Source organism: Actinoplanes sp. DH11, assembly GCF_020873875.1.
Classification (GTDB): domain Bacteria; phylum Actinomycetota; class Actinomycetes; order Mycobacteriales; family Micromonosporaceae; genus Actinoplanes.
In genome coordinates this window covers 211,518-235,098 of sequence record NZ_JAHWGU010000014.1, presented here as the reverse complement: position 1 = coordinate 235,098, position 23,581 = coordinate 211,518, and the positions used below count along the sequence as shown (strand labels likewise).

Sequence of the window (23,581 nt, the reverse complement as noted above, 5' to 3'; positions counted from 1 at the left end):
TCTGGCTGTCACGTACGGCTGTTTGGTGGCTCGGAAACCAGCCGTGGGTGACAGCTGGCGCGTTCTGGCCGGTCTGGCTGTCACGTACGGCTGTTTGGTGGCTCGGAAACCAGCCGTGGGTGACAGCTGGCCCGTTCTGGCCGGTCTGGCTGTCACGTACGGCTGTTTGGTGGCTCGGAAACCAGCCGTGGGTGACAGCTGGCCCGTTCTGGCCGGTCTGGCTGTCACGTACGGCTGTTTGGTGGCTCGGAAACCAGCCGTGGGTGACAGCCGCCCCGCTCCGGCCGGTTTGGCTGTCACGTACGGCTGTTTGGTGGCTCGGAGAGCAGCCGTGGGTGACAGCTGGCCCGTTCTGGCCGGTCTGGCTGTCACGTACGGCTGTTTGGTGGCTCGGAAACCAGCCGTGGGTGACAGCCGCCCCGCTCCGGCCGGTCTGGCTGTCACGCACGGCTGCCCGGTGGCTCGGAGAGCAGCCGTGGGTGACAGCCGGGCTGTGGGGGCGGCGCGCCGGGGCGACTTGAGCGCGGTCGCGGCGTCCTGTCCGGGCCGACGGTGTCCGAAAGTGAGGGCTGACGCAACCTCCGGCCCACCTGCGGGGTGTATTGAGACATGCGAACACCTGACGGGGGCAGCGCGGACTTCGACGCCTTCTACGCGAGCACCGTGCGGCGGGTGATCCTGCACGTGTACGCGGTCTGCGGCGACCTCGGCGACGCGCAGGACATCACCCAGGAGGCGTACGCGCGAGCCTGGCAGCGTTGGCCCGCCGTGTCCGGTTACGACAGTCCCGAGCACTGGGTCCGCACCGTCGCGTGGCGGCTGGCCGTGAACCGGTGGCGGGGCCTGCGCCGCCGGCTCGCCGCGTTCGCCCGTAACGGCCCGCCGGACACCGCCACCGCCGGCCCGTCACCGGTACGGGTCGCGGTGATCGCCGCGCTGCGGCAACTGCCGGAGGCGCAGCGGCGCACCATCGTGCTGCACTACCTGCTGGACATGCCGATCGCGGAGATCGCGGCGAGCACCGGCACCCCCGCCGGCACGGTCAAGGCTCGGCTGTCCCGGGCCCGGGCCGCCCTGGCCCCGCTGCTGAACGAAGGCCTCGACCGCGACGACGGCCGGGATCGCGACGACGGCCGGGATCGCGACGACGGCCGGGATCGCGATGACGGCCGGGATCGCGATGACGGCTGGGATCGCAACGACGGCCGGGACGGTAACGACGGCCGAGACCGCAATGAGGACCTCGACCCCCTGGAGGTGCCCGATGCCCCGCACCGTTCGTGATGCGCTCGCCGAGCTGGCGGACGACCTCCAGCACGTGCGGATCACTCCGGCCGCCGAGATTCGGGCGCGCGGCCGCCGGCGTACCCTCCGCAACCGCGCCGCCGTCGCCGGATCTGCCCTGCTCGTGGCCGTCGCGGCAGCCACCGGGACGGTGCTCGCCGGCCGGGAGCCCTCGGCCTTGCCGGTGGCGACGGGCTGCGCCGCACCTGTCGACCTGACTCTGCCGGACAGTTTTGCCGTCCCTGTGCGGGTGATCGACCGGCCGGCCGACGCGTCTCGGGCCGAGCAGGTGGCGGCCGATCTGCGGGGCCGGTCGGTCGACGCCCGGGTCGAGCTGACCGCCGGACCGGAGCTGCCGGGACGGGCCGTCGGGGTGATCCGGTACGGCCCGCAGGGGATCGGCGAGGCGCTGATGGTCGACGTGCTGCTGCTCGGGCAGGCGGAGAAGGTGTTCGTGCCGGCGCGGGCCGGCGAGACCGTCGACCTGGAGATCGGTCCCGGTTTCCAGCAGCTTGCCACGCGCACCGAGGTCAACCAGGGTCTCGCGGCGATCCGGGTGCACGACATGCCGCACGAGTGCTGAGACAATGCGGGGATGGCGCTGGACGAGTACGCGCAGGCCCGCCCGGCCCCGTCGCTGCGCCCCTACGCCGGTCTCTACTCGGGTTACCGGCAGCGGGGCGTTCCGCCGGCACGGCACCGGGGGCTGCCCTCGCCGTACCTCACGCTGATCTTCACGATCGACGAGCCGCTGGTGGTGGCCGCGCACCCCGACCCGCGGCAGGCGCCCGGCTCGTTCGACGCCCTGGTCGGCGGCCTGCACCTCGCGCCCGCGCTGATCACCCACGACGGGCGGCAGTCCGGGGTGCAGGTGGCGTTGCATCCGGCCGGCTGCCGCGCTCTGCTGGGGCTGCCCGCCGCCGAGCTCGCCAATCGGGACGTGGACGCGGCTGCGGTCCTCGGCGAACGGTTCGTCGGTGAGACCCGGGAACGCCTCGCCGCGGTGTCCGGCTGGCCGGCCAGGTTCGCGGTGCTGGACGCCATGCTGGGTGCGCTGCTCACCGGGGCGGCCGGCTGCGACCGGGTGAACCACGCGTACCGCCGGCTGCTCCTCGCCGACGTGCCGATCGCCGCGCTCGCCGGTGAGGTGGGCTGGAGCGCGCGGCACCTCACCGACAGGTTCCGCGCCGAACTCGGCCTGCGTCCGAAGGAGGCGGCCCGGGTCGCCCGCTTCGACCGGGCCCGGCGGGCGGTGCGGCCCGGCATGCGGCTGGCCCGGGTCGCGGCCGAGCACGGGTACGCCGACCAGTCGCACCTGGTCCGCGACTTCCAGGCGTTCGCCGGCTGCTCACCGACCCGGTGGCTGGCCGACGAGTTCGGTTTCGTCCAAGCCTTGCCGGCGTTACCCGGCGACGATGGGATTCATGACTGAGACTCCGTCGCCACAGGTGTGGCCCACGCTGCGGGCGGCCGATGCCCGTACCCTGATCCGCTTCCTGGTGGACGCCTTCGGCTTCACCGAGAACGTCGTGCACGGGAGCGGCGACCAGGTCGATCACGCGCAACTGGACTGGCCGCTGGGTGGCGGCATCATGCTGGGTTCCGGGCGGGAGGGCGGGGTGTGGCAGCTGACGCCCGGCACGTTCGGGGCGTACGCGGTCACCGATGACGTGGACGCCCTGCACGAGCGGGCCGCGAAAGCCGGTGCCGAGATCGTCCGGGCGCCGGCCGGCACCGACTACGGGTCCCGCGAGTTCGCCGCCCGTGACCCCGAGGGCAACCTGTGGAGTTTCGGCACGTACCGGGGTGAGCCGCGCACGCACGGGTGATGCTTGGGAAGGGGTCGGGTGCGGGTAGGTAAGAATGCTGTCGACCCGAGGAAAGGACCGCGCGTGACGGACGAACCGCTCTACGCCAAGCTGGGCTTCACCGACGCCGAATGGGGGCTGCTCGCCGGCCTGCCACAGTCGGTGCTCACCGCGGCGAGCGCCGCCACCCCCGACAGCGCCCGCAAGACCCGGGCCGAGGTGGCGGCCGGCCTGGACCGCATCTCCGACGCCCGTGCCTCGGCCAGCCCGCTGGTCGCCGCCGCCGCGTCCGCCGCGGTCGGCGAGGCAGGCGACCCCGAGCTGGGCGAGGAGCCGCCGGTGATCGAGCCGAGCGACCCGGTGGGGTACGCCGCCGACGTGCTGACCCGCGCGGCCGAAGCGGCCACGCTGCTCGCCGCGAAGGCGTCCGACGCCGACGCGGAGACCTACAAGCACTGGCTCGTCGAGATCGCCGACGAGGTGGTGGGTGCCGCGTCCACCGGTGGCCTGCTCGGCCTCGGCGCCGAGTCGGTGACCGAGAGTGAGCGCTCGTTCCGGGACGATCTGGCCAAGATCCTCGCCGGCTGACCACCCCGGAGCAGCGCTGCCGGTGGGGCCGGCTGCCACGAGCGGCAGGACGTGGCAGCCTCGCCCCGCCGGCCTGGGCGGTCCCGGCGGGCTGACACAATCGCCGGGTGCGGGAAGTGGTGGACGGGGTCTTCGAGCTCCGCCTGGGATATGTCAACGTGCACCTGGTCGTGACCGACGACGGGCTGGTCCTGGTGGACACCGGGCTGCCCGGCCGGGCGCCGGTGATCGAGCGGGCGCTGCGCGGGGTGCGGCGCAGTCTGGGGGAGGTCCGGACGGTGCTGGTCACCCACCACCACCCGGATCATGTCGGCAGCCTGGCCGAGGTGAAGCGGCGCAGCGGGGCCCGGCTGGTGGCGCACGCGGCCGACGCGCCGCACATCACCGGCGCGTTCCCGGCGGCGGCGCCGGCGGGGGCACTCGGCAGGCTGGTCAGCCGGATGATCGGCACCGTGGAGCCGACGAAGCTGGACCAGCTGGTGCCGGACGGCGGTGAGCCGGTGCCCGGTTTCACCGCGCTGCACACGCCCGGGCACACCCGCGGGCACCTGTCGTTCCTGCTGGACCGCGCCGGCGGCGTGCTTTTCGCCGGTGACGCGGCGGCGAGCCGGCGGGGCCGGGTGAGCGGTCCGCCGCGGCCGGTCACGGCCGACCCGGCGCAGGCCGCGGCGAGTCTGGCGCGGCTGGCCGAGCGGGAGTTCGAGGTCGCGGTCTTCGGTCACGGCAGGGCGGTGACGGGCCGGGCGGTGGAGGCGTTCCGCGCGGCGGTGGCGGGCTGAGCCGCGCCCGGCACGCCGGGGCGAGCACGGCCGTGGCCGGGTGAGGTTCCACCCGGCCACGGTTGTGTCGACAGCGAACCTCAGGGCGCCGGCGTTCCGGTGACCTTGAAGTCGCGGGCGCGACCGATGTTGTCGAACGATCCGAAACCGACCCGGCCGGAGGCGAACGTCGTGTCGCCGGCCGTCATGATCGGGTCCTTGTTGCCGTCGACGTAGACGGCGATCTCGCCGGTGTCCGGCAGGTGCCGGACCTTCACGTCGTGCCAGTCGGTGTCGGTGATCGCCGGGTTGGCGCCCCGGGACCGGCCGTTCCACTGGTAGTCGATCCGCTCCCGGTCAGCGTTGTTGACCTTGAAGATGCCGTTGTGGGGCAGGATCGTGTTGTCCTGGCTCAGATGGGCGTAGTAGAACTGCGTCGGCGACTGATAGCCGAAAATGATCACTACGTCCCGGTTGGAGACGTCGACCGGTGTGTCCAGCCGGACGTCGGCGGTGATCTCCACCTTGGAGAACGCCGGGCCCTTGGTCAGCACCGCGTACTCGAAGGGCCGCCGCGGCGCGCCAGGGTCGGTGCCGGCCTCGGCCAGGATGATCTGGCCGTTGGCGAACTGCCACTTCGACGGGGTGACCGGCGCCCAGTTGGCGGCGACGGCCGTACCGCTGACCCGGGTGTGCCCGACCGAGCCGGACGCGAAGGTCCGGGTCCCGGTCACCTTCCAGATCTTGCCGTTGGCCTTGGCCAGCACGTAGAGCTCGCCCCGGGCGTCGGTGCCGAAGCGCAGGTCGACCCGGTTCGGGTCGCCGGGTGCGCCGGGGCCGGAGAGCTGCTGCATGCGGACCGGGTTGTTGGCCGAGTCGAACAGCTGCAGCCGGTGGATGGTGGCCGGCGGGCCGCCGCGGCGCATCTGGCTGACCTCGGTGTAGAACACCGTGCCGGCGACCAGGTCACCGAAGACGTACTTGCCGCGCAGCGCCGGGAGGGCGGTGCCCCGGTAGACGAAGCCACCGGCTACGGCGACGCCGACGTCGGAGGTGCAGTTCCAGCCGGGCGCCGGGTTGTGGTCGTACGCGGCGACCGGGTAGACGTAGTTGTACTGCGCGTCGTCGGCGGGCAGCGGGTAGAGCCGGTCGCAGACGTTCGTGGCGTTGCGGTCGAAGACGAACGCGCCCTCGCGCTCGCTCCAGCCCATGTTGTCGCCGCGGCGCACCTCGTAGATCGCCTCGATCGTCTTCTCACCGATGTGACCGAGGTACATCCGCCCGGTGGCCGGGTCCCAGCTGAACCGGTGCGGGTCGCGGTAGCCGTACGACCAGATCTCGCCGATCGCGCCGGCCTGCCCGACGAACGGGTTGTCGGCAGGGATGCCGTACTTGCCGTTGGCGGAGTTGGTGCCGCTCGGGTCGATCCGCAGCAGCTTGCCGTGCGGGATGGCGAGGTTCTGCGGGTCGGTGGTGCGCACGCCGATGCCGCCGTCACCGACCGCGAGGTATAGCTTGCCGTACTCGGCCGTGCCCTTGCGCGCCGTCGGGTTGAAGTTGATCTCCTGGATGCCGTGGATCTGGCCGGCGAAGCCGATCCGCAGCACTTCCCGGCGGGTGCCGGCGAAGGTGTCGGCGGCCGGGTCGGTGGCCTTCCACTCGTTGATCACACCGTGGAAGAGCGTGGTGCCGGACTGCTCGTAGTCGGGCACCGCCGTGGTGAGCGTCGCCTGCTCGGTGTGGATCGTGTAGAACAGGCCGTTCCGCTTGAAGTTCGGGTGGAATGTCACGTACCCGAAGCCCTGGCCGAGGCCGCGGCCGGAGAAGAACTGCGGCGCGAAGGTGGCGGCGATGTCCAGGTAGACGTGCGGCACGCCGTTCTTCACCAGGTAGAGGTTGCCGTTGAGGTCGGGCACCGCGCGGCGCCCGGAGCCGTCCGGCAGTTCCAGGATGGTGTTGATCCGGGCGATCCGGTTGAGCCGCTGGTCGGTGAGCGGCGGGTTGGTGAAGGACTGCGGGAACTGGGCGTACTCGGAGAGGACCAGGCCGATCCGGGACGACACCGGTTCGTTCGGGATCGGGTCGTCGATCGCCTCGGCCGCCATCGCCCGGCCCGGGAAAGCCACCAATGTGGACAGTAGTAACAGAATGGGTAGGATGAAACGTCGCATGAGTTACCCCCGGCTGTTCATGTAGCGGTACTGGCGCGCGACGTCCCGGGCCGGCAACGACCGGTCCAGGAACATGAGCGCGTCCATCCGGCAGTCGCACGGGTTGCGCTCGACGTTGTTCTGCGGGAAGCTCCCGCCGATCTTGATGCCACGCGGGTCGGTGGCGGTGGTGACGTGCGGGCCCGGCCCGGCCACCTGCCACGGGTCGCCGGTAACGGTGTAGAAGCCGTCGATCGGCACGCCGTTGCGGTAGAGCGCCATCGTCCCGGCGTTGAAGTCGAACGTGGCGGCGAGGTGCACCCACGTGTCCTTCGGCAGCAGGGTGGTCCAGTCGGCACTCGCGGCGAAGGTCTGCGACGCGCCGCCGTCGAGACGCCGGCCGAGCGCCACCAGGCGCAGCGTGCCCTGCACGTCGATCAGTTCGAGCAGCGCACGGACACCGTGCCCGTCGGAGTCGCCGGTCAGCACGCCGGCCAGGCCGATCGCGTTGAACCGGTCGTCCGGCGCGGGGGTGACCGTGTTCGGGGCGGGGCCGTCCATCGAGCGCTTGAACCAGCCCATCACCGTGGTGCCGCTCACGGCGTTGAAGGCGCGCAGCGTGCGAACGCCGGTCGGCGAGTAGACGCCGGCCTTCCAGTCGTCGTTGCCGGTGGCGACCGGATCGACCTGGCGGGTCTGCAGGGCCCGGCGGCTGCCGGGGTACGCGTTCTCGGCGACCCGCTGGGCGGCGCCGCCGTTGATCAGCTCGATCTCCGTGGAGGACCGGCCCTGGTCCCGTTCGAGGGCCGGGTCGTCGGGCATCGGGTGATCGAAGTCGTAGAACGCGATGAGGTCGGAGCGAAGGGAGGGATGGACGTCACGTGGGCCGGTATCGCCCGCGTTGACAGGTGTTCCGGTGGCGCCGGCCGCTACGACAAGAGCGGCGACGATGATTCCGAGGGTTCGCCTCATGGACGACCTTTCAGATCTTCGGCTGTACCGGTGGCTCGGCGGGACGGCCGCCGAGATAGAGCTCCCCGAGCTGTGGGTCGGCAAGGAGCTGCTGAGCAGGCCCGGAGATGTGTACGCGCCCGAGGTCGAGCACGCACCCGAGGTCGGCGGTCTCCAGCGCGCGGCGGGCGTTCTGCTCGACGAGCAGCACCGCCGTGCCGGCATCGCGCATCCGCACGACCTGTTCGAACACCGTGCCGGTCGCTTTCGGGTCGAGACCCATCGACGGCTCGTCCAGCAGGACGACCTTCGGGTCCACCATCAGCGACCGGGCGAACTCCACCTGTTTCTGCTGCCCGCCGGAGAGCAGACCGGCGAGCGATCCCCAGCGGTCGGCGACCACCGGGAAGACCTCCTTGACGAAGGACACCCGCTGGGCGATCTTCGCCTTGTCCTTCATGGTGTACGCGCCGAGCAGCACATTCTCCTCGACGGTCATCTCGCGGAACACGCTGTGGCCCTGCAGCACCAGGGACACGCCGGCCTTCAGCATCGCCTGCGGTCCGCGGCCGGTGACGTCCGCGCCGCCGACGAGCACCTTCCCGTCGCGCGGCTTGAGCAGCCCGCCGGCCACCTTGAGCACGGTGGACTTGCCGGCGCCGTTCGGCCCGACCAGGCAGACGATCTTCCCGGCCGGCACCTCGACGCTGAAGCCGCGCAGGACGGGCGCCGCCCGGCCGTAACCGGCGACGATGTCGGTGAGTTCGAGTTCAGACGCCAAGGTAGGCCCCCAGCACTTTCTCGTCGGTGCGGATCACGGACGGCGGCCCCTCGGCGATCGGACGGCCGCGGTCGAAGACCACGATGTGGTCGCTGATGCTCATGACCAGGTCCATGTTGTGCTCGACGATCACGAAGGTCCGGCCTTCCGCGTTCAGCTCGCGGACCAGCAGCCCGATCCGGTCGAGCAGGGCCGGGTTGACCCCGCCGGCGGGCTCGTCGAGCAGCACCGTGTCCGGTTCGGACATCAGCACCCCGGCCAGTTCGAGCAGTTTCTGCTGGCCCCACGACATGTCCCGGGCCTCGTTGCCGGCCAGGTGCTCGATGCCGAGCCGGGTGAGCCAGCCCATCGCCCGCTCGATCTCACTGCGGCGCTTGGCGCCGCGCAGCCCACCGAGCAGACCACCCGGGGGTACGGCGGCCAGCACGTTCTCCAGGGCCGTCATGCGCGGGAACGTCCGGCACAGCTGGAACGTCCGGCCCAGGCCGTGCCGTGCGATCGAGTGCGGTGCCTTGCCGGTGATGTCCCGGCCCGCGTAGGTGACCGTGCCACTGTCCGGTTTGATCATGCCGGTGACGCAGTTGAAGTACGTCGTCTTGCCGGACCCGTTCGGCCCGATCAGCGCGTTCACCTTGCCGGGCTGGAAGTTCACCGTGGCGCCGTCGAGGGCGGTCACCCCGCCGAAGGCCTTGCGCAGGCCGGTGGTTGCCAGGGTTCCGGTCATCGGGTCGTGCCTCCCGCCTCGGTCATCGCGGTCCGGCCGGTGCCGTCGTCGCCCGTACCCTTGCCGCCGGTCTCCGTTCCGGCCTGTTCCTTGAGCCGCTGCTCGCGGAGCTCCGCCGCACTGACCTCGCGGATCGACGACCGTTGCGACCGGTCGAACCGTTTCAGCAGGTCGCCGACCGCCGGCAGGATGCCGTCCGGCATGAAGAGCACCACCAGCGCCAGCAGCAGGCCGGTCGCCACCAGGTGCAGCGGGGTGTCGCCGTACTCGACCTTGAAGTACTCCAGCGCGACGCCCACGATGATCGCGCCGGCGACCGGGCCGAACAGCTGGCGCACGCCGCCCAGCAGCGCCATCAGCACCAGGTAGGAACCGGTGAGGATGGAGAACTGGAAGACCGGGTCGAGGTCGCCGAACCAGAGCGCGTACATGCCGCCGGCCAGCGCGGTGAACGCCGCCGACACCACGAAGACGATCAACTTGTACGTGAACGTCGCGGTACCCAGGGCCTCGGCCTTGTCCTCGTCCTCGCGGATCGACTTGAGGCCCAGCCCGAACCGGGATCTGTCGATCAGCCACCAGGCCACCAGCGCCGCGGCGAGCAGGGCCGCGAACAGGTAGTAGAAGACCCGGTGGTGCTCGGGCCGGCTGAGGTCGAACGGGCGGGGCACGACCAGGCCGCGGGAACCGCCGGTGACCGAGGCCCAGCTCTGGAAGACCAGCAGCAGGATCAGCACCAGGGAGATCGACACGATCACGAACGACGCACCCCGGACCCGCAGGGCGGCGAAGCCGATCGGGACCGCGAGGGCCGCGACGATCGCGGCACTCAGGAAGAGGGCGAGGAAGGGCGGCAGTCCGCCCTTCGCCACCAGCAGGCCGGTGCCGTACGCGCCGAGCCCGGCCAGCGCGCCGTGCCCCAGCGAGATGTACCCGGTGAAGCCGCCGACGAAGTTCCACGAGGTGGAGAGCACCGCGTAGTTCAGCACCAGCACGCCGGCCGAGAGGATGTACGGGTTCGGCGCGACGCCGGGGAAGGCGAGGACCGCCACCGCGAGCAGGACGATCGCGCCGATCTTGAGGATTCTAGAAACGTTGGGCAAGGCGGCCTCCGAAGAATCCCTGTGGCCGGAATGCGAGGGTGGCGAAGAGCGCGACGTAGAACACCGTCTGCGCCCAGGTGGTGCCCAGCGGGATCTGGAGCAGGCTCTGCGCCAGCCCGAGGATCATCGCCGCGATCGCCGCGCCCGGCACGCTGCCCAGCCCGCCGACCACGATGATCGCCATCAGCGGGCCGATCCAGTGCCAGTGCAGCGAGGGGTAGATGGTGGTGTCCAGCGACAGCGCGGTGCCGCCGATCGCCGCGGTGGCCAGGCCGATGCCGAAGCCGAACCCGGCCACCCGGTCGGTGTCGATGCCGAGCAGCCGGGCGGCGTCCCGGTGCTGGATGGTCGCGCGCAGCGCCCAGCCGAACTTGGTCCGCTTCAGCAGCAGGTAGAGCGTGGTGAGCGCGACCGCCGCCAGTCCGAACGCGATAAGTTTGACCACCGCGATCCGGGCGCCGAACAGTTCCAGGCCGGCCGACGAGTACCCCAGGTTGATGCGCCGCTGGGTGCCGGTGAACGCGTAACCGAGCAGGCCCTCGATGAGCAGCGCGATCGCGAACGTCAGCAGGACCGACATCATGGTCAGAGTGGCCGGCCGCAGCCGGGTGAGCAGGGCCCGCTGCAGCCCGACGCCGGCCGCGAAGAAGAGCGGGACGGTGCCGATCATCGACAGCAACGGGTCGAGGCCCACCGACTCGTGCAGGTACCAGGCCAGGTAGGCGGCGAGGATGAGGAACGCCGAATGGGCGATCATCACCACCCGCATGATGCCGAAGTAGAGGGTGAGTCCCGAGGCGAGCAGGGCGTACAGGCCGCCGAGCAGAAGCCCCAGGATCACACTTTGGAACAGCAGCGCACCGGACGGCATCAGCGCATCACCAGGCCGGCTTCGGGTAGCTGAATTCGGCCTCCTTGACGTCCTCCGGCAACACGATCTTGATGTCGCCGCCGACCCACTGCTGGATCATGTGGGCGCCCTTGGGCTTTCCGGTGTCGTCCCAGCTGAGCGGCCCCACCACGGTCTCCACGGTGTTGGTGCGCAGCCAGTCGATCAGCTTCTGCTGGCAGTCGCCCTGCTCGGCGCAGCCGGCCGCGGTGACCGCGGCGGCCACCACCTGACCGGTGGTGTAGCCGTTGGCCTGGTCCTCCTCCGGCGCCTTGCCGAACTGCGCGGTGTACTTCTCGACGAACTCGGTGTTCGACGGGTACTTCGCGTCCTGGCTGTAGCCGGTGGGGGAGAGCACGCCCGCGGTCTTGTTGCCGATCGCCGAGGCGAACTCCGGGTTGGTCGGCGCGGTCGAGAAGGCGGCCAGTTTCGGCTGGTAGCCCAGCTGCTGCAGGGCCACGATCAGGTTCACGCCGTCCTGGTACTGCGAGCCACCGACCAGCACGTCCGCCTTCGAGTCAGTGATCTTGGCGGCGATGCCGGAGAAGTCGGTGGTGTTCGGCGGGTAGACCTCGTCCACCACGGTCCGGACGCCGCCGGCCTCCAGCTTCTCCTTCAAGCCGTACGCCGTACCCTGCGCGAAGGGGTCGTCCATCGCGGCGTAGGCGGCAGTCTTGGGCCGCTGGTCCGCCGGCATCGCCAGGATCTTCTCGGCGAGGTAGTTGTAGTGGTCGTTGGCGACCGCCGGGGCGGCGTAGAACAGGTTCTTGAAGCCCTGCTCGAAGACCTCCTTGGCGGCGCCCGCCGGCTCGACGAAGAGCATGTCGTACTCCTCGGCGACGCGCGCCGAAGGCACCACGAGACGTGTCGAGAACGGGCCGAAGACCAGGTCCACCTGGTCCTTGCCGATCAGCTGCTCGTAATCGGCGACGACCCGGTCCGCATTGGACTGGTCGTCGAGAATCTTCAGTTCCACCTGGCGGCCGAGCAGACCGCCCTTGTCGTTGACGACTTTCGCCCAGGCCTCGTACCCCTGCTGGACGCCCTTGCCGGGCTCGGAGAAGTCTCCGGTCAGCGGGAGGGAAATCCCGATCACGATCGGGTCGTCGCTGCCGCCGCCCTCGTCCCCGCCACCGCCGCCGGAACAGGCGCCGAGTGTGAGAATCATGGACGCAGCCAGGAATTTCATGGGGAATCGTGCGTGTGAAGAAGTGGTCGGCATCCTCGGACGCTCCTCTGCACCGACTTACGAAAGCGCTTACGAAAGCGCTTGCGTACCATATGCTGTGACAGCAATCACGGGCAAGAGCTGGGGAGTTAACGATGCCGAAACCGGGCCCGGGGCTGCGGCTCATCGACGTCGCTCAGCGCGCCGGTGTCTCGCTGGCCACCGCCTCCCGCGCACTCGCCGGACGGGACGGGGTGAGCGCGGAGGTCGCCAGCCGGGTCCGGCAGGTGTCCGAGGAACTGGGGTACGTCGCCAACCCGTACGCACGCACCCTGGCCGGCGGCTCCAGCTCCACCGTGGGACTGATCGTGCACCAGGTCGACGACCCGTACTTCTCCGAGATCGCCGGCGGTGTCATCCAGCTCGCCGACGAGCAAGGCCTGCTCGTGCAGATCTGCCACTCCGGCCGCGACCCCGGCAACGAGCTGCGGCAGATCCGCAACCTGATCGCCCAGCGGGTCGGCATCATCCTGGTGGCCGGCTCCGGCTACGGCGATCCCGACGTGGAGTCCGAGGCCCGCACGGTGCTCGCCGGCTACCAGCGCGGCGGCGGCCGGGTCGCGGTGATCGGCCGGCACGCGCTCGGCGCCGACGCGGTCCTGCCCGACAACGAGGCCGGCGGCCAAGCCCTCGGCGAACACCTGCTCGGCCTCGGCCACCGCCGGATCGCCCTGGTCGCCGGCACCCCCGAACTCAACACCGTGATCGACCGGATGGCCGGCGTGGCAGCGGCCCTGCGCGCCTACGGCCTCTCCCTCGCCGACGTGCCGGTGGTGCACACCGACTTCGTGCGCGAGGGCGGCCGCATCGCCACCGAGCGGATCCTGCGCGAGCACCCGGACACCACGGCGATCATCGCCCTGAACGACGCCATGGCGATGGGCGTCCTCGCCGTCCTGCGCGAGCGCGGCATCCCGGTGCCGGACCGCATGTCGGTGGTCGGCTTCGACGACGTCTCGGTCGCCGGCGACCTGGCACCCAGCCTCACCACGATCCGGCTGCCGATGACCGACATGGGCCGGATGGCGCTGGAACTAGCCCTGAAACCACCGACGAGCCGCCCCCGGCGCCGCCCCACCGGCCAGCAACTCGTCATCCGCGACTCCACCGGCCCCGCCCCGGCCAGCCCCGCCCCGGCCAGCCCCGCCCCGGCCGGCCCGGTCCCGAACAAGCGCCAAGCGTCACACCCGTAGGTAGACCGGTCCGAAGTTAGATTGAATCTAGCTTCGGAGTAATGGATGTTCGTAGGGCGACGTACGGAACTCGACCTGCTGACCCGGCAACTGGATCAGGTGCGGCGGTCCGGTCAGTTCCGGCACCCTGGCCCCGCTTCTTCACCGGCTCGTGGCGGAGAAGCAGGTCCTCGCCGTCGACAAGCCGCTCTCCGCCAGGCCCAGCAAACTGGCGCAGTACCGGATCGCCGACAGCAACCTGCGCCTCTACCTGGCTCTGCTGCGCGATGTGCATCAACTCGTCCTGCGTGATCGGACAGCCGCCGCCCGCGCGGTCCTCGACGCGCGGTGGTCCACCTGGCGCGGCAACGCCGTCGAGCCGATCGTCCGCGATGCGCTGGCCCTCGCCGCCGGCGCCGGCGACCTGCCATGGACCGACACCTGGGAGGTCGGCGGCTGGTGGAACCGGCAGTCCAACCTGGTCGTCAGCCGCTCGGGAGCCGACCTCCCGGCCGATGCGGTGGATCTGATCTGGGGCCCGGGCGACATCCTCCGGAGCTGGTCCGTCTGACGCGGATCCGCCGCGCCGGGCCCCGGACGCCGATGTCCCGTTCTCAGGCGCTCTTGGCGGGGGTGAGGAGCTTCTGCTCGACCACGACGGGTACGGACAGCGTCTTGTAACCCACCGTGTCGAAGAGGACGGTCATCCGTTCCTCCTCGTAGTTCATCACCATGCCGGTGCCCCACTCGCCGTGCCGGACGTGGCTGTGCACCGGGAACGGGCCGTCCTGTTCGGCGGCGTCTACCTCCTGGGCGGTGCCGTCGGCGCAGTTGTCGCAGTGGCCGCACGGGCGCTTCTGGTCCTCGCCGAAGTAGGCCAGCAGCGTCTCGGTGCGGCATTGCCGGGATTGTGCGAAGGCGCGCATCATGTCAGTTCGTGAGCGGACCACTGCCTGCTGCCGCTCGAACTCCTCGGTCGCCTTCTCTGCCGCGACGGCCGGCATCGGCGCGCGGGCCGGGACCGTCAGCTTGTTGCCCGCGCCGGTGCGTACCGCGCCGACCTGTTCCAGCAGGCCCAGGTACTGCCCCAGCTTGCGCGGGCCCAGCCCGGTCGCCTTCTGCAGCGCGGTCTTCGTCTGCGGACCCTTGTGCAGGGCGCCGGCGAGTTCCGTGAGCTCCCCGGCGTCCGGCGAGCCGCCGGCGAAGAAGCGCTGGATGGCCTCGTCCTCGGAACGCCACAGCAGCACCGCCCGGCCGGGTTCGCCGTCCCGGCCGGCCCGGCCGATCTCCTGGAAGTAGCTGTCCGGCGAGTCGGGCAGGGCCACGTGCGCGACCCAGCGGATGTTCGGCTTGTCGATGCCCATGCCGAACGCCGAGGTCGCCACCATGATGTCGACCTTGTCGTCGGTGAAGTCCTGGTGCCGCTGCTCGCGGAGCCCGGCCGCCATCCCGCCGTGGTAGAACTCGGCGCCGTAGCCGGCGTCGGTCAGCCGCTCGGCCAGTTCCTCGGCGGCCCGCCGGGTCGGCACGTAGATGATCCCCGGCCGCTGCTCGGCGTCGAGCATCGTGGTCAGCCGCCGCCACCGGTAGTCCTCGTCCGGGCAGTAGGCCACCTCGAGGAACAGGTTGCGCCGGTCCAGGCCGGACACGTGGATCTCGGGGTCGCGCAGACGCAGCCGCGAGATAATGTCCTCGCGGACCGGCGGTGACGCGGTCGCGGTCAGCGCCAGGACCGGCGGCCGGCCGATCTGCTTGATCATGTCGCCGAGGGCCAGGTAGTCCGGCCGGAAGTCGTGTCCCCAGGCGGAGATGCAGTGTGCCTCGTCGACGGCGACGAGGCCCGGCTTCAGCGCGCGCACCTCGGCGAGCCGCTCCGGGTCGCTGAGCTGTTCCGGGGTGATGAAGAGGAACTCGGCCTGACCGCTGCGGATCAGCTCGATCGCCTCGCGCTGCTGTGCCGGTGTCTCGGCGGAGCTGACCCGGACGGCCCGGGTCTTCGGGTCGTCGCGCTCGTTGAGCGCGGCGATCTGGTCCTGCTGAAGGGCGAGCAGCGGCGAGATCACCACGGTCGGGCCGGGCAGCAGCACCGCCGGGATCTGGTAGATCGCCGACTTGCCGGCGCCGGTCGGGAGCACCACCAGCGCGTCCTTGCGGCGCAGCACCGCGCGCATCGGCTTGAACTGGCCGGGCCGCAGCGACGGCCACCCGAAGTGTTTCCGGGCGACCTTGCGCAGCCGCGGCCCGTACACGGGGATGTTCAGTTTCATGCGAACTTCGGCAGGATCTCGCGCGCGTACAGGTCGAACAGGCCCTGGTAGTGCGGCCCGGTGTTCGCCACGTAGATCTCGTCGAAGCCGGCCTCGGCGTACTTGGAGATCATCTCCAGGTGCTTCTCCGGGTCGTTCCCACAGACGAAGGCCTCAGCGATCATGTCTTGGGTGACCAGCTGCGACGCCTGCTCGAAGTGCTTGGGAGAGGGCAGCACCTGGGACAGCTCGCCGGGCACGCCGGCGTTCGGCCACTTCTCGAAGGCGATCCGCGCGCCCTCCTCCGCCGAGTCGGCGAACGCGGCCTTGAAACCTGCCTGGCAGACCCGGTCGCCGCCGCCCTGCGAACGGAACTGCTGGACCATGTCGCCGTCGGGCATCGTGCTGACGTACCCGTCGCCGATGCGTGCGGCGACCTCGATCGCCTTCGGGCCGAACCCCGACACCAGGATCTCGACCGGCTTCTCGGGCAGCGTGTAGACCCGGGCGTTCTCCACCGTGTAGTGCTTGCCCCGGTACGAGACGACGCCGCCCTTCCAGAGCTTGCGCATGATCTCGACGGCTTCCTCCAGCATCTCCAGCCGGACGTCGGCCTCGGGCCAGGCGTCGCCGAAGATGTGCTCGTTGAGGGCTTCGCCGGTGCCGACCCCCAGCCGGAAACGCCCGCCGGTCAGCACCGCGCTGGTAGCGGCGGCCTGGGCGATCACGGCCGGATGGATGCGGACGGTGGGACACGTCACCGCGGTGGTGATCTCGAGGTTGGTGGCCTGGCTGAGCGCGCCGATCATGGACCAGACGAAGGCGCTCTGCCCCTGGGCGTCCACCCACGGGTGGTAGTGGTCGGAGATCCACAGGCCGGAGAAGCCGGCGCGCTCGGCGCCTTTGGCCTGGTCGATGAGTTCGGCGGGCGAGTACTCCTCGCTCGACAGGAAGTATCCGATGCGCATGGGCGCCCGATACCCCTATTTGCCCCCGAACATGCGGCGGATGGCCCAGAGCAGGAAGAGGACGGCGAGCGCGATGCCGAGGAGCCGCACCGCGTGAATCTCGGACCAGTCGACGCCGGTCGCCGCGAAGAGGGTGGCAGGCACCCCGGCAGTTTACCGGGACGGCGCCACAGCTAATAGAAAGGTTTGTTGACTAAACCTGGGGTCGGGTGTGAGCATGGTTGCCCGTACGGGGAGAACGCTCACATAGACGTTCGTGAATGCATCGGAGGTACGGGGGCGTATGTCCATTCACGGCGAATTGCCGGAACTCGCCGCTGCTGTCCTGCAGCCGGGTTTCGTCGGCACGTCCGCACCGGACTGGGTCCGCCGCTGGCTCGCCGACGGGCTGGGCGGCGTCGCCCTCTTCGCCCGCAACGTCGAGTCACCGGCCCAGGTGGCCGCGCTGACCGCGCAACTGCGGGCCGAGCGGCCGGACGTGATCGTGGCGATCGACGAGGAGGCCGGCGACGTCACCCGGTTCGAGTCGCGGCACGGCAGCTCCCGCCCGGGAAACCTGGCCCTCGGCGCGATCGACGACCCGGCCCTGACCGAGGCGGTCGCCCGGGACCTGGGCCGCGACCTCGCCGGTGCGGGCATCACGCTCGACTACGCACCGGACGCGGACGTCAACAACAACCCGGCGAACCCGGTGATCGGCGTCCGGGCCTTCGGCGCCGAACCCCAGCTCGCGGCCCGGCACACCGCCGCGTTCATCCGCGGCCTGCAGGAGTCCGGCGTGGCCGGGTGCGCCAAGCACTTCCCCGGGCACGGTGACACCAGCGTCGACTCGCACCACGACGTGCCGCTCATCGCCCGCAGCCGGGACGAACTGGCCGAGGTGGAGCTGGTGCCGTTCCGGGCGGCGATCGCGGCCGGCACCAAATCGGTGATGACCGGCCACCTGCTGGTCCCGGCGTACGACCCGGAACTGCCCGCCACCCTGAGCCGGCGAATCCTGATCGGGCTGCTCCGCGAAGAACTGGGCTTCGGCGGCCTGATCGTCACCGACGGCATCGAGATGCAGGGCGTCCGCCGCCGGTACGGCCTGACCGGCGCCACCGTCCGGGCCCTCGCCGCCGGGGTGGACGCGATCTGCGTCGGCGGCGACCACGCCGACGAGCGGACCGCGATCGAACTGCGCGACGCCATCGTGGCCGCCGTGCGCAGCGGTGAACTGCCCGAGGAGCGGCTGCGCGACGCGGTCGCCCGGGTCCGTGCGCTGGCGGCCTGGACCACCCGGCGGCAGACCGAGACCGGGGCCCGGGCCGTCGCCGACGCCGCGGCCGGCGCCGCCGGCGAACCCGCGGTGACCGTCCTGGCCGCGCCCGACACCACCCGTGGCTCGTCCGTCGGCTTCGCCGCCGCTCGCCGTGCCATCAAGGTCACCGCCGGTACGCACGCGCCGGAGCTGCCGCTCGCCGCCGCGCCGCACGTGGTCGAGTTCGCACCGCCACGCAACATCGCGATCGGCAGCGAGACGCCGTGGGGTCTGGGCGAGCCGCTGGCCGGTCTGCTGCCCGGCACCACGTCGCGCAGGCTGACCGCCGAGGACCTGGACGGCTTCGCCGACCGCGCCGGCCAGGTGCTGACCGGTGTCGCCGACCGCCCGCTCGTGCTGGTCGTCCGGGACGTGCACCGGCACCCGTGGATCGCCGAGACCCTGACCCAGGTGCTCGCGGTACGCCCGGACGCGATAGTGGTCGAGATGGGCATCCCGGTCGAGGTGACCGGCGGCGTACACATCGCCACGCACGGCGCTACCCGGGCCCTGGGGCTCGCCGCCGCCGAGCTGATCGCCGGGGTGGGCGTCCCCGAACCGGCAGCCGAACCGGTCGCTGCCTGACACCGAGCTGCCCTCCCGGATCGTCTTCTCGGCTTCCCCGGGAGGACGCAGGCGGGGCCGGGGTGTCCCTATCGCTTGTCGCGCAACAATCCGGGGCATTTATGGCCTATTTGTGACGATAAAGGTTGCGGGGCTTGGCGAGTGGGGCGTCGATGCGTGGGGCCCGGCCGAGGCGAATGGAGTGGGTGCGGCGTGATGTTTGCTGCCTGCGGCTTTTGGCGCTCAGGGCCTGAGTAGTGGCCGCGGTCGGCTGCGGTCGGCCCGCCCGGCGATGTTGATCTGCTAGCGCTACAAAATCGCTGTGATCATGGGCCTGAAACCGCGATTTCGTAGCGCTAGCAGATCAACATCTCGACATTGGTGGCGCGTCCGTTGCCATCGGGGGCAAGGTGGACACGGGCGTGGTGCGCGGGCGGTGTCGGCTCGGCGGCGATCCCGGGGGCCCATTCGGACACCCCGCCTACCGCGCTGCACCCCTGGCCGTGGACAGCCGGGCTCGGCGACAGCCATGCCGTCCCGGCGGTCGGGCCGTGTCCCGCGCCATGCCACGCCGGCGGCCGTGCCGTGCCGTTCCGGCGCCGGCGCCGGCCCTGGAGCGTGTGTGGGTCAGCCCTTGGAGACCAGGTCGGCGTACTCCGGGTGCTCGCCGATGTACTTCGCGAAGAACGGGCAGCTCGGGGCCACCTTGCCGCCCCGCTCGCGGATCAGGTCGAGGGTGCGGCGGGCCAGCTCGCTCGCCAGGCCTTTGCCCTGCATTTCCGGCGCCGTCTCGGTGTGCAGGATGATCAGTACGTCGCCGCGGGTGTGGTAGACGGCCAGCGCGCCCACCTCGCCGTCGACGAGAAGTTCGAACCGGCGCGCCGCGGTGTTCTCGCGGACCTCGAAGTCACTCACCCGTTGCCTCCCCTGGCGTCTTGCACAGCTTAGGGTTGTCGCGACCGCGTACCGTGAGAAGGGTGTTGATCTCCAAGCCCCGCCGCCGCCTTGCCGCCGCTGTCGCCTCCGCCGCTTTCGGCCTCGCCCTGCTCGGCGGGTGCAGCAACGACAACGTCAGTTGCAGCCTCGACGAGTGCACAGTCTCCATCGCTCGGGAGACGAACGCCAGCGTGAACGTGCTGGGCGTGGAGGCGAAATTCTTGAGCGCCGACGAGAACACGGTGACCCTCGAGGTCGCCGGTGAGCAGGTCGCGCTCACCAAGGGCCAGCAGGCGGTCGACGTCGGTGGCCTTCAGGTGGTGCTGGACAGCGTGACCCAGGACGAGGTTCAGGTGCAGATCTCGCGCTGACCCGGCGTTACCACCGCAATGCTGTCCGTGCATCGGGTTTGGCGAAAGTCCCGCCCTGGGCACATTGAGGGCCATGTCCTCCACGACCTCGAACGTCAAGCACCAAGCATCGCGTGCCGCTGAGAGCAAGCCTCTGGAATACCTGGCCAGGGGCGGCTTCATCGGGTACGGAATCATCCACCTGCTGTTCGCTTGGATCGCGCTGCAGGTGGCCTTCAGTGGCTCCGGGCAGCAGAGCGACCAGTCCGGAGCCCTGCAGGAGCTGTCCACCCACTCGTACGGCAAGACTCTGCTCATCGTGATCGCGATCGGTCTGATCGCGATGGCCATCTGGCAGGCCTTCGAGGCGGCGATCGGCGAGAGCGGCCCCCGGGACCGGACCGCCACGGCCGAGCGGGTCCTCTCCGTCGCCCGCGCGCTGCTCTACAGCTACCTCGCCTGGACCGCGATCAAGGTCGTCCAGGGCTCGGACGCCTCGATGGGCGACAGCAACGCGAGCATGACCGCCAAGCTGATGGACTCCTCGGGCGGCCGGCTGCTGGTCGGCCTGATCGGGCTCGTGGTGCTCGGCATCGGTGTCGGGATGGTTTACTACGGCTACAAGCGCAAGTTCGTCAAGCACCTCAACACCGGCCAGATGCCGGCGAAGTCGCGCGAGTCGATCATCAAGTTGGGCATGGCCGGTTACTCGGCCAAGGGCGTGGCGTACGCGATCGCGGGCATCCTGGTCGTCACCGCCGCGGTCAACTATGACCCGGAGAAGGCCCGTGGGCTGGACGCCGCTCTCAAGACGCTTGCCGGTTCCTCCTGGGGTGTGTGGTTGCTGGCGCTGATCGCGGCGGGCATCGCGGCCTTCGGTGTCTACTGCATCGCCCAGGCGAAGTACCGCAAGATCTGATCAGGATGGGCCGGGTAGGACGGCAGGTGTGAGCTTTGTCTGACATCTGCCGTTGCCGGTGTGCTGACAGCCCGCGGGGGCAAACTAGGGCGCTGGCACAGAACCCTACGTGGGAGGGAAAGGTCAGTGTCCAGCGTTGTGACCGCCGTGCTCGCCGTGGCAATCGCGGCCGGCTCGGCGATCGTCTTTGTCGAGATCGTGCATCGGATCGTCAAGCGGCTCGGCCGGCGTTCCGCACTCGCCGCCGACATGGCACGCAAGATCCACCGTCCGTTCCTGATCACTGTGCCCCTGGTCGTCGCGCAGCAGGCGATCCGCGTCTTCGGGGGTGATTTCCCGTTCCGCGGCGGCGTGATGCACACCCTGGTGCTGCTCTGCATCGCCGCCTCCGCCTGGCTCGTCGGAGCGATCCTCCTGGTCTGTGAGGACGTCGCGCTGGCCCGCTGGCGTACCGACGTCCCGGACAACCGCAAGCACCGGCGCATCAAGACGCAGGTCGTGATGCTGCGCCGGGTCACCGTCGCGGCGATCGTGGTGATCACCCTCGGCGTCATGCTGATGACCTTCCCGGGCATCCGGGCGCTCGGCGCGAGCGTCCTCGCCTCGGCCGGCGTGATCAGCGTGATCGCGGCGCTCGCCGCACAGAGCACCCTCGGCAACGTCTTCGCCGGCATCCAGCTCGCCTTCAGCGATGCGATCCGGGTGGACGACGTGGTGGTCGTGGAGCAGGAGTGGGGCCGGATCCAGGAGATCACCCTGACGGTCGTGGTGGTGCAGATCTGGGACGACCGGCGGCTCATCCTGCCGACCTCCTACTTCACCACGAAACCGTTCCAGAACTGGACGCGTACCGGCTCGGCGGTGCTCGGCACCGCCGAGATCGACGTGGACTGGTCGACGCCGATCGAGCCGCTGCGCGCCGAGCTGCAGCGGGTCTGCGAGAGTTCGGACCTCTGGGATCGGCGGGTCTGTGTGCTCCAGGTGACCCAGGCGACCGGCGGCATGGTGCGGCTGCGCGCCCTGGTGAGCGCGAACGACGCCGGTGCGCTCTGGGATCTGCGGTGCCTGGTGCGCGAGCGCCTGGTCGGCTGGATCTGGGAGAACCAGCGTGAGTCGCTGCCGCGGATGCGTGCCGAGCTGCGGGAGCCGGACACGAGTCCGCCCAGCCGCCGCGGCGTGGCGCGTGTCTACCAGGGTGGCCTGGACGCCACCTCGGAGCAGGCGCGGGTGTTCAGCGGCGGTGACGACGGTGAATCCCGGGGCGCCGCCTTCGGTGGTCCGGAACCTGCCGCGGTGTCGCGTAGCTGACCGGCATTCTTCCGCGCCACGGCGAGGATTGAGGCAGACGTGATCAGGGCATATCCCGGTCACATGGAAAGGGGGACACGATGGCCGATGTTGTGACCGGTGCTGCGGCCCGGCCGATTCCCGCGCAGGCCGCACCCGCGCAGGCCGCACCCGCGCAGGCCGTACCCGCGCAGGCCGTACCCGCGACGGCCTCGCCGGTGACGGCCCGGCCGCTCGCCGAGCAGTCCACCGCGGAGCTGGTGCAGCGCGCGAGTGAGCAGGTCAGCAGGCTCGTCCGGGACGAGCTGACGCTGGCCAAGGCGGAGCTGGCCGAGAAGGGCAAGCACGCCGGGATCGGCGCGGGTCTGTTCGGTGGTGCTGGTGTGCTCGCCGGTTACGGCGTGGGCGCCCTCCTCGCGACCCTGGTCATCGTGCTCGACCTGTTCCTGCCCCTGTGGCTGGCCGCCCTGATCGTGACCGTGGTGCTCTTCGCGGTCGCCGGCGTGCTGGCCCTGCTCGGGAAGAAGCAGGTGAGTCGGGCGGTTCCTCCGCAGCCCGAGGCGGCTGTCCAGGGGATCAAGGCCGACGTCGATGAGGTGAAGCATGCGGTCAAGGAGCGTAGCCGGGCATGAGTGAGAAGAACGGTTCCGCGGCCAAGCCGGATCTGGCGGTGCTGCGTGAGGAGATACAACAGACCCGCGCCGATCTCGGTGAGACGGTGCAGGCCCTGGCGGCGAAGGCGGATGTCAAGGCGCGCGCCCGGGAGCAGGTGGAGCAGACCCGGCAGCGGGTGCTGACCCAGGCTGCCGCGGTGACCGGCCGGGTGCGCGAGGCCGCGGTCTCGGCGGGCGGCCGGGCCAAGGAGGTCACGGTGCACGCCAAGGAGTCGGCCGTGGAGCCGGCTGCCGAGCGGGTCCGCGCCAATCCGGCGCCGGTGCTGCTCGTGGCCGCGGGTCTGGCGGCGCTGGTAGGAGTCATTCTGATCGTGCGGGGGAGGCGCTGATGGCAGGCAAGTTCGAGAAGGTGGCGTTGAAGCCGGTGAACATCGCGCTCGGCTTCGCGGCCGGCACGCTCGCCGGGATGCTCTTCAAGCAGGCGTGGAAGGTGGTCTCCGGGGACGACGACGCGCCCGACGCCGGTGACGAGGACCGTGGCTGGGGCGAGGTGCTCGCCGCGGCAGCGCTGCAGGGTGCGATCTTCGCCGTGGTGAAGGCGGCGGTGCACCGTGGCGGCGCCATCGGGACCCGCCGAGTGACCGGTCACTGGCCCGACTAGATCATCTACGGTATCGACGAGGGTCTTGACGGCCCCCCACTTCGTCACGACGAAGTGGGGGGCCTTTTCCATATCGTCCACCCATTATTGGATTCCTTCGAGGGGCAGCTTTTCGGCTCGCTTTTCGGGTACAGTGTGGCCAGTTTTTGTGTACGTGGTTCGCTGCTTCCGCTTGACCGCGGGACACCACCCTCCGGCGGGTTCACATTGTCCTCCGGCGGGGTCACGAGGTCACCCGGAGGAGACGTCCTCTGAAAGGGCCGCCTCTCGCGGCGCCGCTGCTCGAAAACGGTCATCGGC

Annotated in this window: 25 protein-coding genes and 1 pseudogene; 15 read left to right on the top strand and 11 right to left on the bottom strand. The window is 70.5% G+C overall.

Annotated features, from left to right (window positions below; translation table 11 throughout):
- Positions 1-609: 609 nt before the first annotated feature.
- The 6 genes and pseudogenes from LPA41_RS21975 to LPA41_RS21950 all read left to right on the top strand — a co-directional run.
- Positions 610-1,089, top strand: a pseudogene (locus LPA41_RS21975) (SigE family RNA polymerase sigma factor); the annotation flags it as partial.
- Between the two features lie 175 nt (positions 1,090-1,264).
- Entirely contained in the window at positions 1,265-1,867 is a 603-nt protein-coding gene (locus LPA41_RS21970) for a hypothetical protein (protein WP_229072538.1), read from the top strand.
- Positions 1,868-1,879: 12 nt separating this feature from the next.
- On the top strand, positions 1,880-2,716 hold the full coding sequence (locus LPA41_RS21965; protein WP_229072537.1) for a helix-turn-helix domain-containing protein: 837 nt from the start codon (positions 1,880-1,882) through the stop codon (positions 2,714-2,716).
- On the top strand, positions 2,709-3,113 hold the full coding sequence (locus LPA41_RS21960; RefSeq protein ID WP_229072536.1) for a VOC family protein: 405 nt from the start codon (positions 2,709-2,711) through the stop codon (positions 3,111-3,113). The genes LPA41_RS21965 and LPA41_RS21960 overlap by 8 nt, the downstream gene beginning before the upstream one ends.
- A gap of 63 nt (positions 3,114-3,176) precedes the next feature.
- Positions 3,177-3,680, top strand: coding sequence for a hypothetical protein (locus LPA41_RS21955; protein ID WP_229072535.1), 504 nt, complete (start codon positions 3,177-3,179; stop codon positions 3,678-3,680).
- 107 nt (positions 3,681-3,787) lie between these two features.
- Entirely contained in the window at positions 3,788-4,459 is a 672-nt protein-coding gene (locus LPA41_RS21950) for an MBL fold metallo-hydrolase (RefSeq protein WP_229072534.1), read from the top strand.
- A gap of 80 nt (positions 4,460-4,539) precedes the next feature.
- Here LPA41_RS21950 and LPA41_RS21945 read toward each other — a convergent pair whose 3' ends face one another.
- From LPA41_RS21945 to LPA41_RS21915, 7 genes are read right to left on the bottom strand one after another with little or no spacing between them, the layout of a single operon-like run.
- Complete coding sequence (locus LPA41_RS21945) at positions 4,540-6,564, bottom strand: sorbosone dehydrogenase family protein (protein WP_229072533.1); 2,025 nt, start codon at positions 6,562-6,564, stop codon at positions 4,540-4,542.
- Between the two features lie 48 nt (positions 6,565-6,612).
- Positions 6,613-7,560 carry a LamG domain-containing protein gene (locus LPA41_RS21940; protein WP_229072532.1) on the bottom strand — a complete coding sequence of 316 codons (948 nt, stop codon included), beginning with the start codon at positions 7,558-7,560 and terminating at the stop codon, positions 6,613-6,615.
- Positions 7,561-7,570: 10 nt separating this feature from the next.
- Complete coding sequence (locus LPA41_RS21935) at positions 7,571-8,320, bottom strand: ABC transporter ATP-binding protein (RefSeq protein WP_229072531.1); 750 nt, start codon at positions 8,318-8,320, stop codon at positions 7,571-7,573.
- The gene (locus tag LPA41_RS21930; protein WP_229072530.1) at positions 8,310-9,044 is read right to left on the bottom strand and encodes an ABC transporter ATP-binding protein; all 735 of its coding nucleotides are present in this window, start codon (positions 9,042-9,044) and stop codon (positions 8,310-8,312) included. The genes LPA41_RS21935 and LPA41_RS21930 overlap by 11 nt, the downstream gene beginning before the upstream one ends.
- On the bottom strand, positions 9,041-10,147 hold the full coding sequence (locus LPA41_RS21925) for a branched-chain amino acid ABC transporter permease (protein WP_229072529.1): 1,107 nt from the start codon (positions 10,145-10,147) through the stop codon (positions 9,041-9,043). Before LPA41_RS21925 ends, LPA41_RS21930 begins: the two co-directional genes overlap by 4 nt.
- A complete protein-coding gene (locus LPA41_RS21920) occupies positions 10,131-11,018 on the bottom strand; it encodes a branched-chain amino acid ABC transporter permease (RefSeq protein ID WP_229072528.1) in 888 nt (295 codons plus the stop codon). Before LPA41_RS21920 ends, LPA41_RS21925 begins: the two co-directional genes overlap by 17 nt.
- A 7-nt stretch (positions 11,019-11,025) precedes the next feature.
- Positions 11,026-12,204 (bottom strand): amino acid ABC transporter substrate-binding protein, encoded by a 1,179-nt coding sequence (locus LPA41_RS21915; protein ID WP_229072527.1) that lies wholly within the window; start codon positions 12,202-12,204, stop codon positions 11,026-11,028.
- Between the two features lie 155 nt (positions 12,205-12,359).
- Between LPA41_RS21915 and LPA41_RS21910 the strand changes: the two genes are divergently transcribed.
- Positions 12,360-13,457, top strand: a complete 1,098-nt coding sequence (locus LPA41_RS21910) for a LacI family DNA-binding transcriptional regulator (protein ID WP_229072526.1) — start codon at positions 12,360-12,362, stop codon at positions 13,455-13,457.
- 151 nt (positions 13,458-13,608) lie between these two features.
- A complete protein-coding gene (locus tag LPA41_RS21905) occupies positions 13,609-14,007 on the top strand; it encodes a hypothetical protein (protein ID WP_229072525.1) in 399 nt (132 codons plus the stop codon).
- A gap of 43 nt (positions 14,008-14,050) precedes the next feature.
- Here LPA41_RS21905 and LPA41_RS21900 read toward each other — a convergent pair whose 3' ends face one another.
- Genes LPA41_RS21900 through LPA41_RS41990 form a run of 3 tightly spaced genes read right to left on the bottom strand, consistent with a single transcriptional unit; the run spans position 14,051 to position 16,794 of the window.
- A complete protein-coding gene (locus tag LPA41_RS21900) occupies positions 14,051-15,703 on the bottom strand; it encodes an ATP-dependent DNA helicase RecQ (protein ID WP_229072524.1) in 1,653 nt (550 codons plus the stop codon).
- A complete protein-coding gene (locus tag LPA41_RS21895; RefSeq protein ID WP_229072523.1) occupies positions 15,700-16,650 on the bottom strand; it encodes a TIGR03557 family F420-dependent LLM class oxidoreductase in 951 nt (316 codons plus the stop codon). Before LPA41_RS21895 ends, LPA41_RS21900 begins: the two co-directional genes overlap by 4 nt.
- A 15-nt stretch (positions 16,651-16,665) precedes the next feature.
- On the bottom strand, positions 16,666-16,794 hold the full coding sequence (locus tag LPA41_RS41990; RefSeq protein ID WP_255690061.1) for a hypothetical protein: 129 nt from the start codon (positions 16,792-16,794) through the stop codon (positions 16,666-16,668).
- Positions 16,795-16,933: 139 nt separating this feature from the next.
- Between LPA41_RS41990 and LPA41_RS21890 the strand changes: the two genes are divergently transcribed.
- Positions 16,934-18,535: a glycoside hydrolase family 3 protein gene (locus LPA41_RS21890; RefSeq protein ID WP_229072522.1), complete on the top strand. Its 1,602-nt coding sequence runs from the start codon at positions 16,934-16,936 to the stop codon at positions 18,533-18,535.
- A gap of 606 nt (positions 18,536-19,141) precedes the next feature.
- On the opposite strand, the gene LPA41_RS21885 is transcribed toward LPA41_RS21890, so the two are convergent.
- The gene (locus tag LPA41_RS21885) at positions 19,142-19,429 is read right to left on the bottom strand and encodes a GNAT family N-acetyltransferase (protein ID WP_229072521.1); all 288 of its coding nucleotides are present in this window, start codon (positions 19,427-19,429) and stop codon (positions 19,142-19,144) included.
- Between the two features lie 62 nt (positions 19,430-19,491).
- Between LPA41_RS21885 and LPA41_RS21880 the strand changes: the two genes are divergently transcribed.
- The 6 genes from LPA41_RS21880 to LPA41_RS21855 all read left to right on the top strand — a co-directional run bounded on the left by LPA41_RS21880 (position 19,492) and on the right by LPA41_RS21855 (position 23,281).
- Entirely contained in the window at positions 19,492-19,821 is a 330-nt protein-coding gene (locus tag LPA41_RS21880; protein ID WP_229072520.1) for a hypothetical protein, read from the top strand.
- A 73-nt stretch (positions 19,822-19,894) separates the two neighbouring features.
- Positions 19,895-20,719 (top strand): DUF1206 domain-containing protein, encoded by an 825-nt coding sequence (locus LPA41_RS21875; RefSeq protein WP_229072519.1) that lies wholly within the window; start codon positions 19,895-19,897, stop codon positions 20,717-20,719.
- A gap of 126 nt (positions 20,720-20,845) precedes the next feature.
- A complete protein-coding gene (locus tag LPA41_RS21870; protein ID WP_229072518.1) occupies positions 20,846-22,027 on the top strand; it encodes a mechanosensitive ion channel family protein in 1,182 nt (393 codons plus the stop codon).
- A gap of 80 nt (positions 22,028-22,107) precedes the next feature.
- Positions 22,108-22,638 (top strand): phage holin family protein, encoded by a 531-nt coding sequence (locus LPA41_RS21865; RefSeq protein WP_229072517.1) that lies wholly within the window; start codon positions 22,108-22,110, stop codon positions 22,636-22,638.
- A complete protein-coding gene (locus LPA41_RS21860; protein WP_229072516.1) occupies positions 22,635-23,009 on the top strand; it encodes a DUF3618 domain-containing protein in 375 nt (124 codons plus the stop codon). The genes LPA41_RS21865 and LPA41_RS21860 overlap by 4 nt, the downstream gene beginning before the upstream one ends.
- Complete coding sequence (locus LPA41_RS21855; RefSeq protein ID WP_229072515.1) at positions 23,009-23,281, top strand: DUF4235 domain-containing protein; 273 nt, start codon at positions 23,009-23,011, stop codon at positions 23,279-23,281. The genes LPA41_RS21860 and LPA41_RS21855 overlap by 1 nt, the downstream gene beginning before the upstream one ends.
- The last annotated feature ends 300 nt before the right edge of the window (positions 23,282-23,581 follow it).

Excerpts from the sequence above, each read along its gene's own strand:
- LPA41_RS21970 (WP_229072538.1), top strand. The coding sequence starts at position 1,265 with ATGCCCCGCACCGTTCGTGATGCGCTCGCCGAGCTGGCGGACGACCTC.
- LPA41_RS21965 (WP_229072537.1), top strand. The coding sequence starts at position 1,880 with ATGGCGCTGGACGAGTACGCGCAGGCCCGCCCGGCCCCGTCGCTGCGC.
- LPA41_RS21960 (WP_229072536.1), top strand. The coding sequence starts at position 2,709 with ATGACTGAGACTCCGTCGCCACAGGTGTGGCCCACGCTGCGGGCGGCC.
- LPA41_RS21940 (WP_229072532.1), bottom strand. The coding sequence starts at position 7,560 with ATGAGGCGAACCCTCGGAATCATCGTCGCCGCTCTTGTCGTAGCGGCC.
- LPA41_RS21930 (WP_229072530.1), bottom strand. The coding sequence starts at position 9,044 with ATGACCGGAACCCTGGCAACCACCGGCCTGCGCAAGGCCTTCGGCGGG.
- LPA41_RS21920 (WP_229072528.1), bottom strand. The coding sequence starts at position 11,018 with ATGCCGTCCGGTGCGCTGCTGTTCCAAAGTGTGATCCTGGGGCTTCTG.
- LPA41_RS21915 (WP_229072527.1), bottom strand. The coding sequence starts at position 12,204 with ATGATTCTCACACTCGGCGCCTGTTCCGGCGGCGGTGGCGGGGACGAG.
- LPA41_RS21910 (WP_229072526.1), top strand. The coding sequence starts at position 12,360 with ATGCCGAAACCGGGCCCGGGGCTGCGGCTCATCGACGTCGCTCAGCGC.
- LPA41_RS21900 (WP_229072524.1), bottom strand. The coding sequence starts at position 15,703 with ATGAAACTGAACATCCCCGTGTACGGGCCGCGGCTGCGCAAGGTCGCC.
- LPA41_RS21895 (WP_229072523.1), bottom strand. The coding sequence starts at position 16,650 with ATGCGCATCGGATACTTCCTGTCGAGCGAGGAGTACTCGCCCGCCGAA.
- LPA41_RS21890 (WP_229072522.1), top strand. The coding sequence starts at position 16,934 with ATGTCCATTCACGGCGAATTGCCGGAACTCGCCGCTGCTGTCCTGCAG.
- LPA41_RS21875 (WP_229072519.1), top strand. The coding sequence starts at position 19,895 with ATGTCCTCCACGACCTCGAACGTCAAGCACCAAGCATCGCGTGCCGCT.
- LPA41_RS21865 (WP_229072517.1), top strand. The coding sequence starts at position 22,108 with ATGGCCGATGTTGTGACCGGTGCTGCGGCCCGGCCGATTCCCGCGCAG.
- LPA41_RS21860 (WP_229072516.1), top strand. The coding sequence starts at position 22,635 with ATGAGTGAGAAGAACGGTTCCGCGGCCAAGCCGGATCTGGCGGTGCTG.
- LPA41_RS21855 (WP_229072515.1), top strand. The coding sequence starts at position 23,009 with ATGGCAGGCAAGTTCGAGAAGGTGGCGTTGAAGCCGGTGAACATCGCG.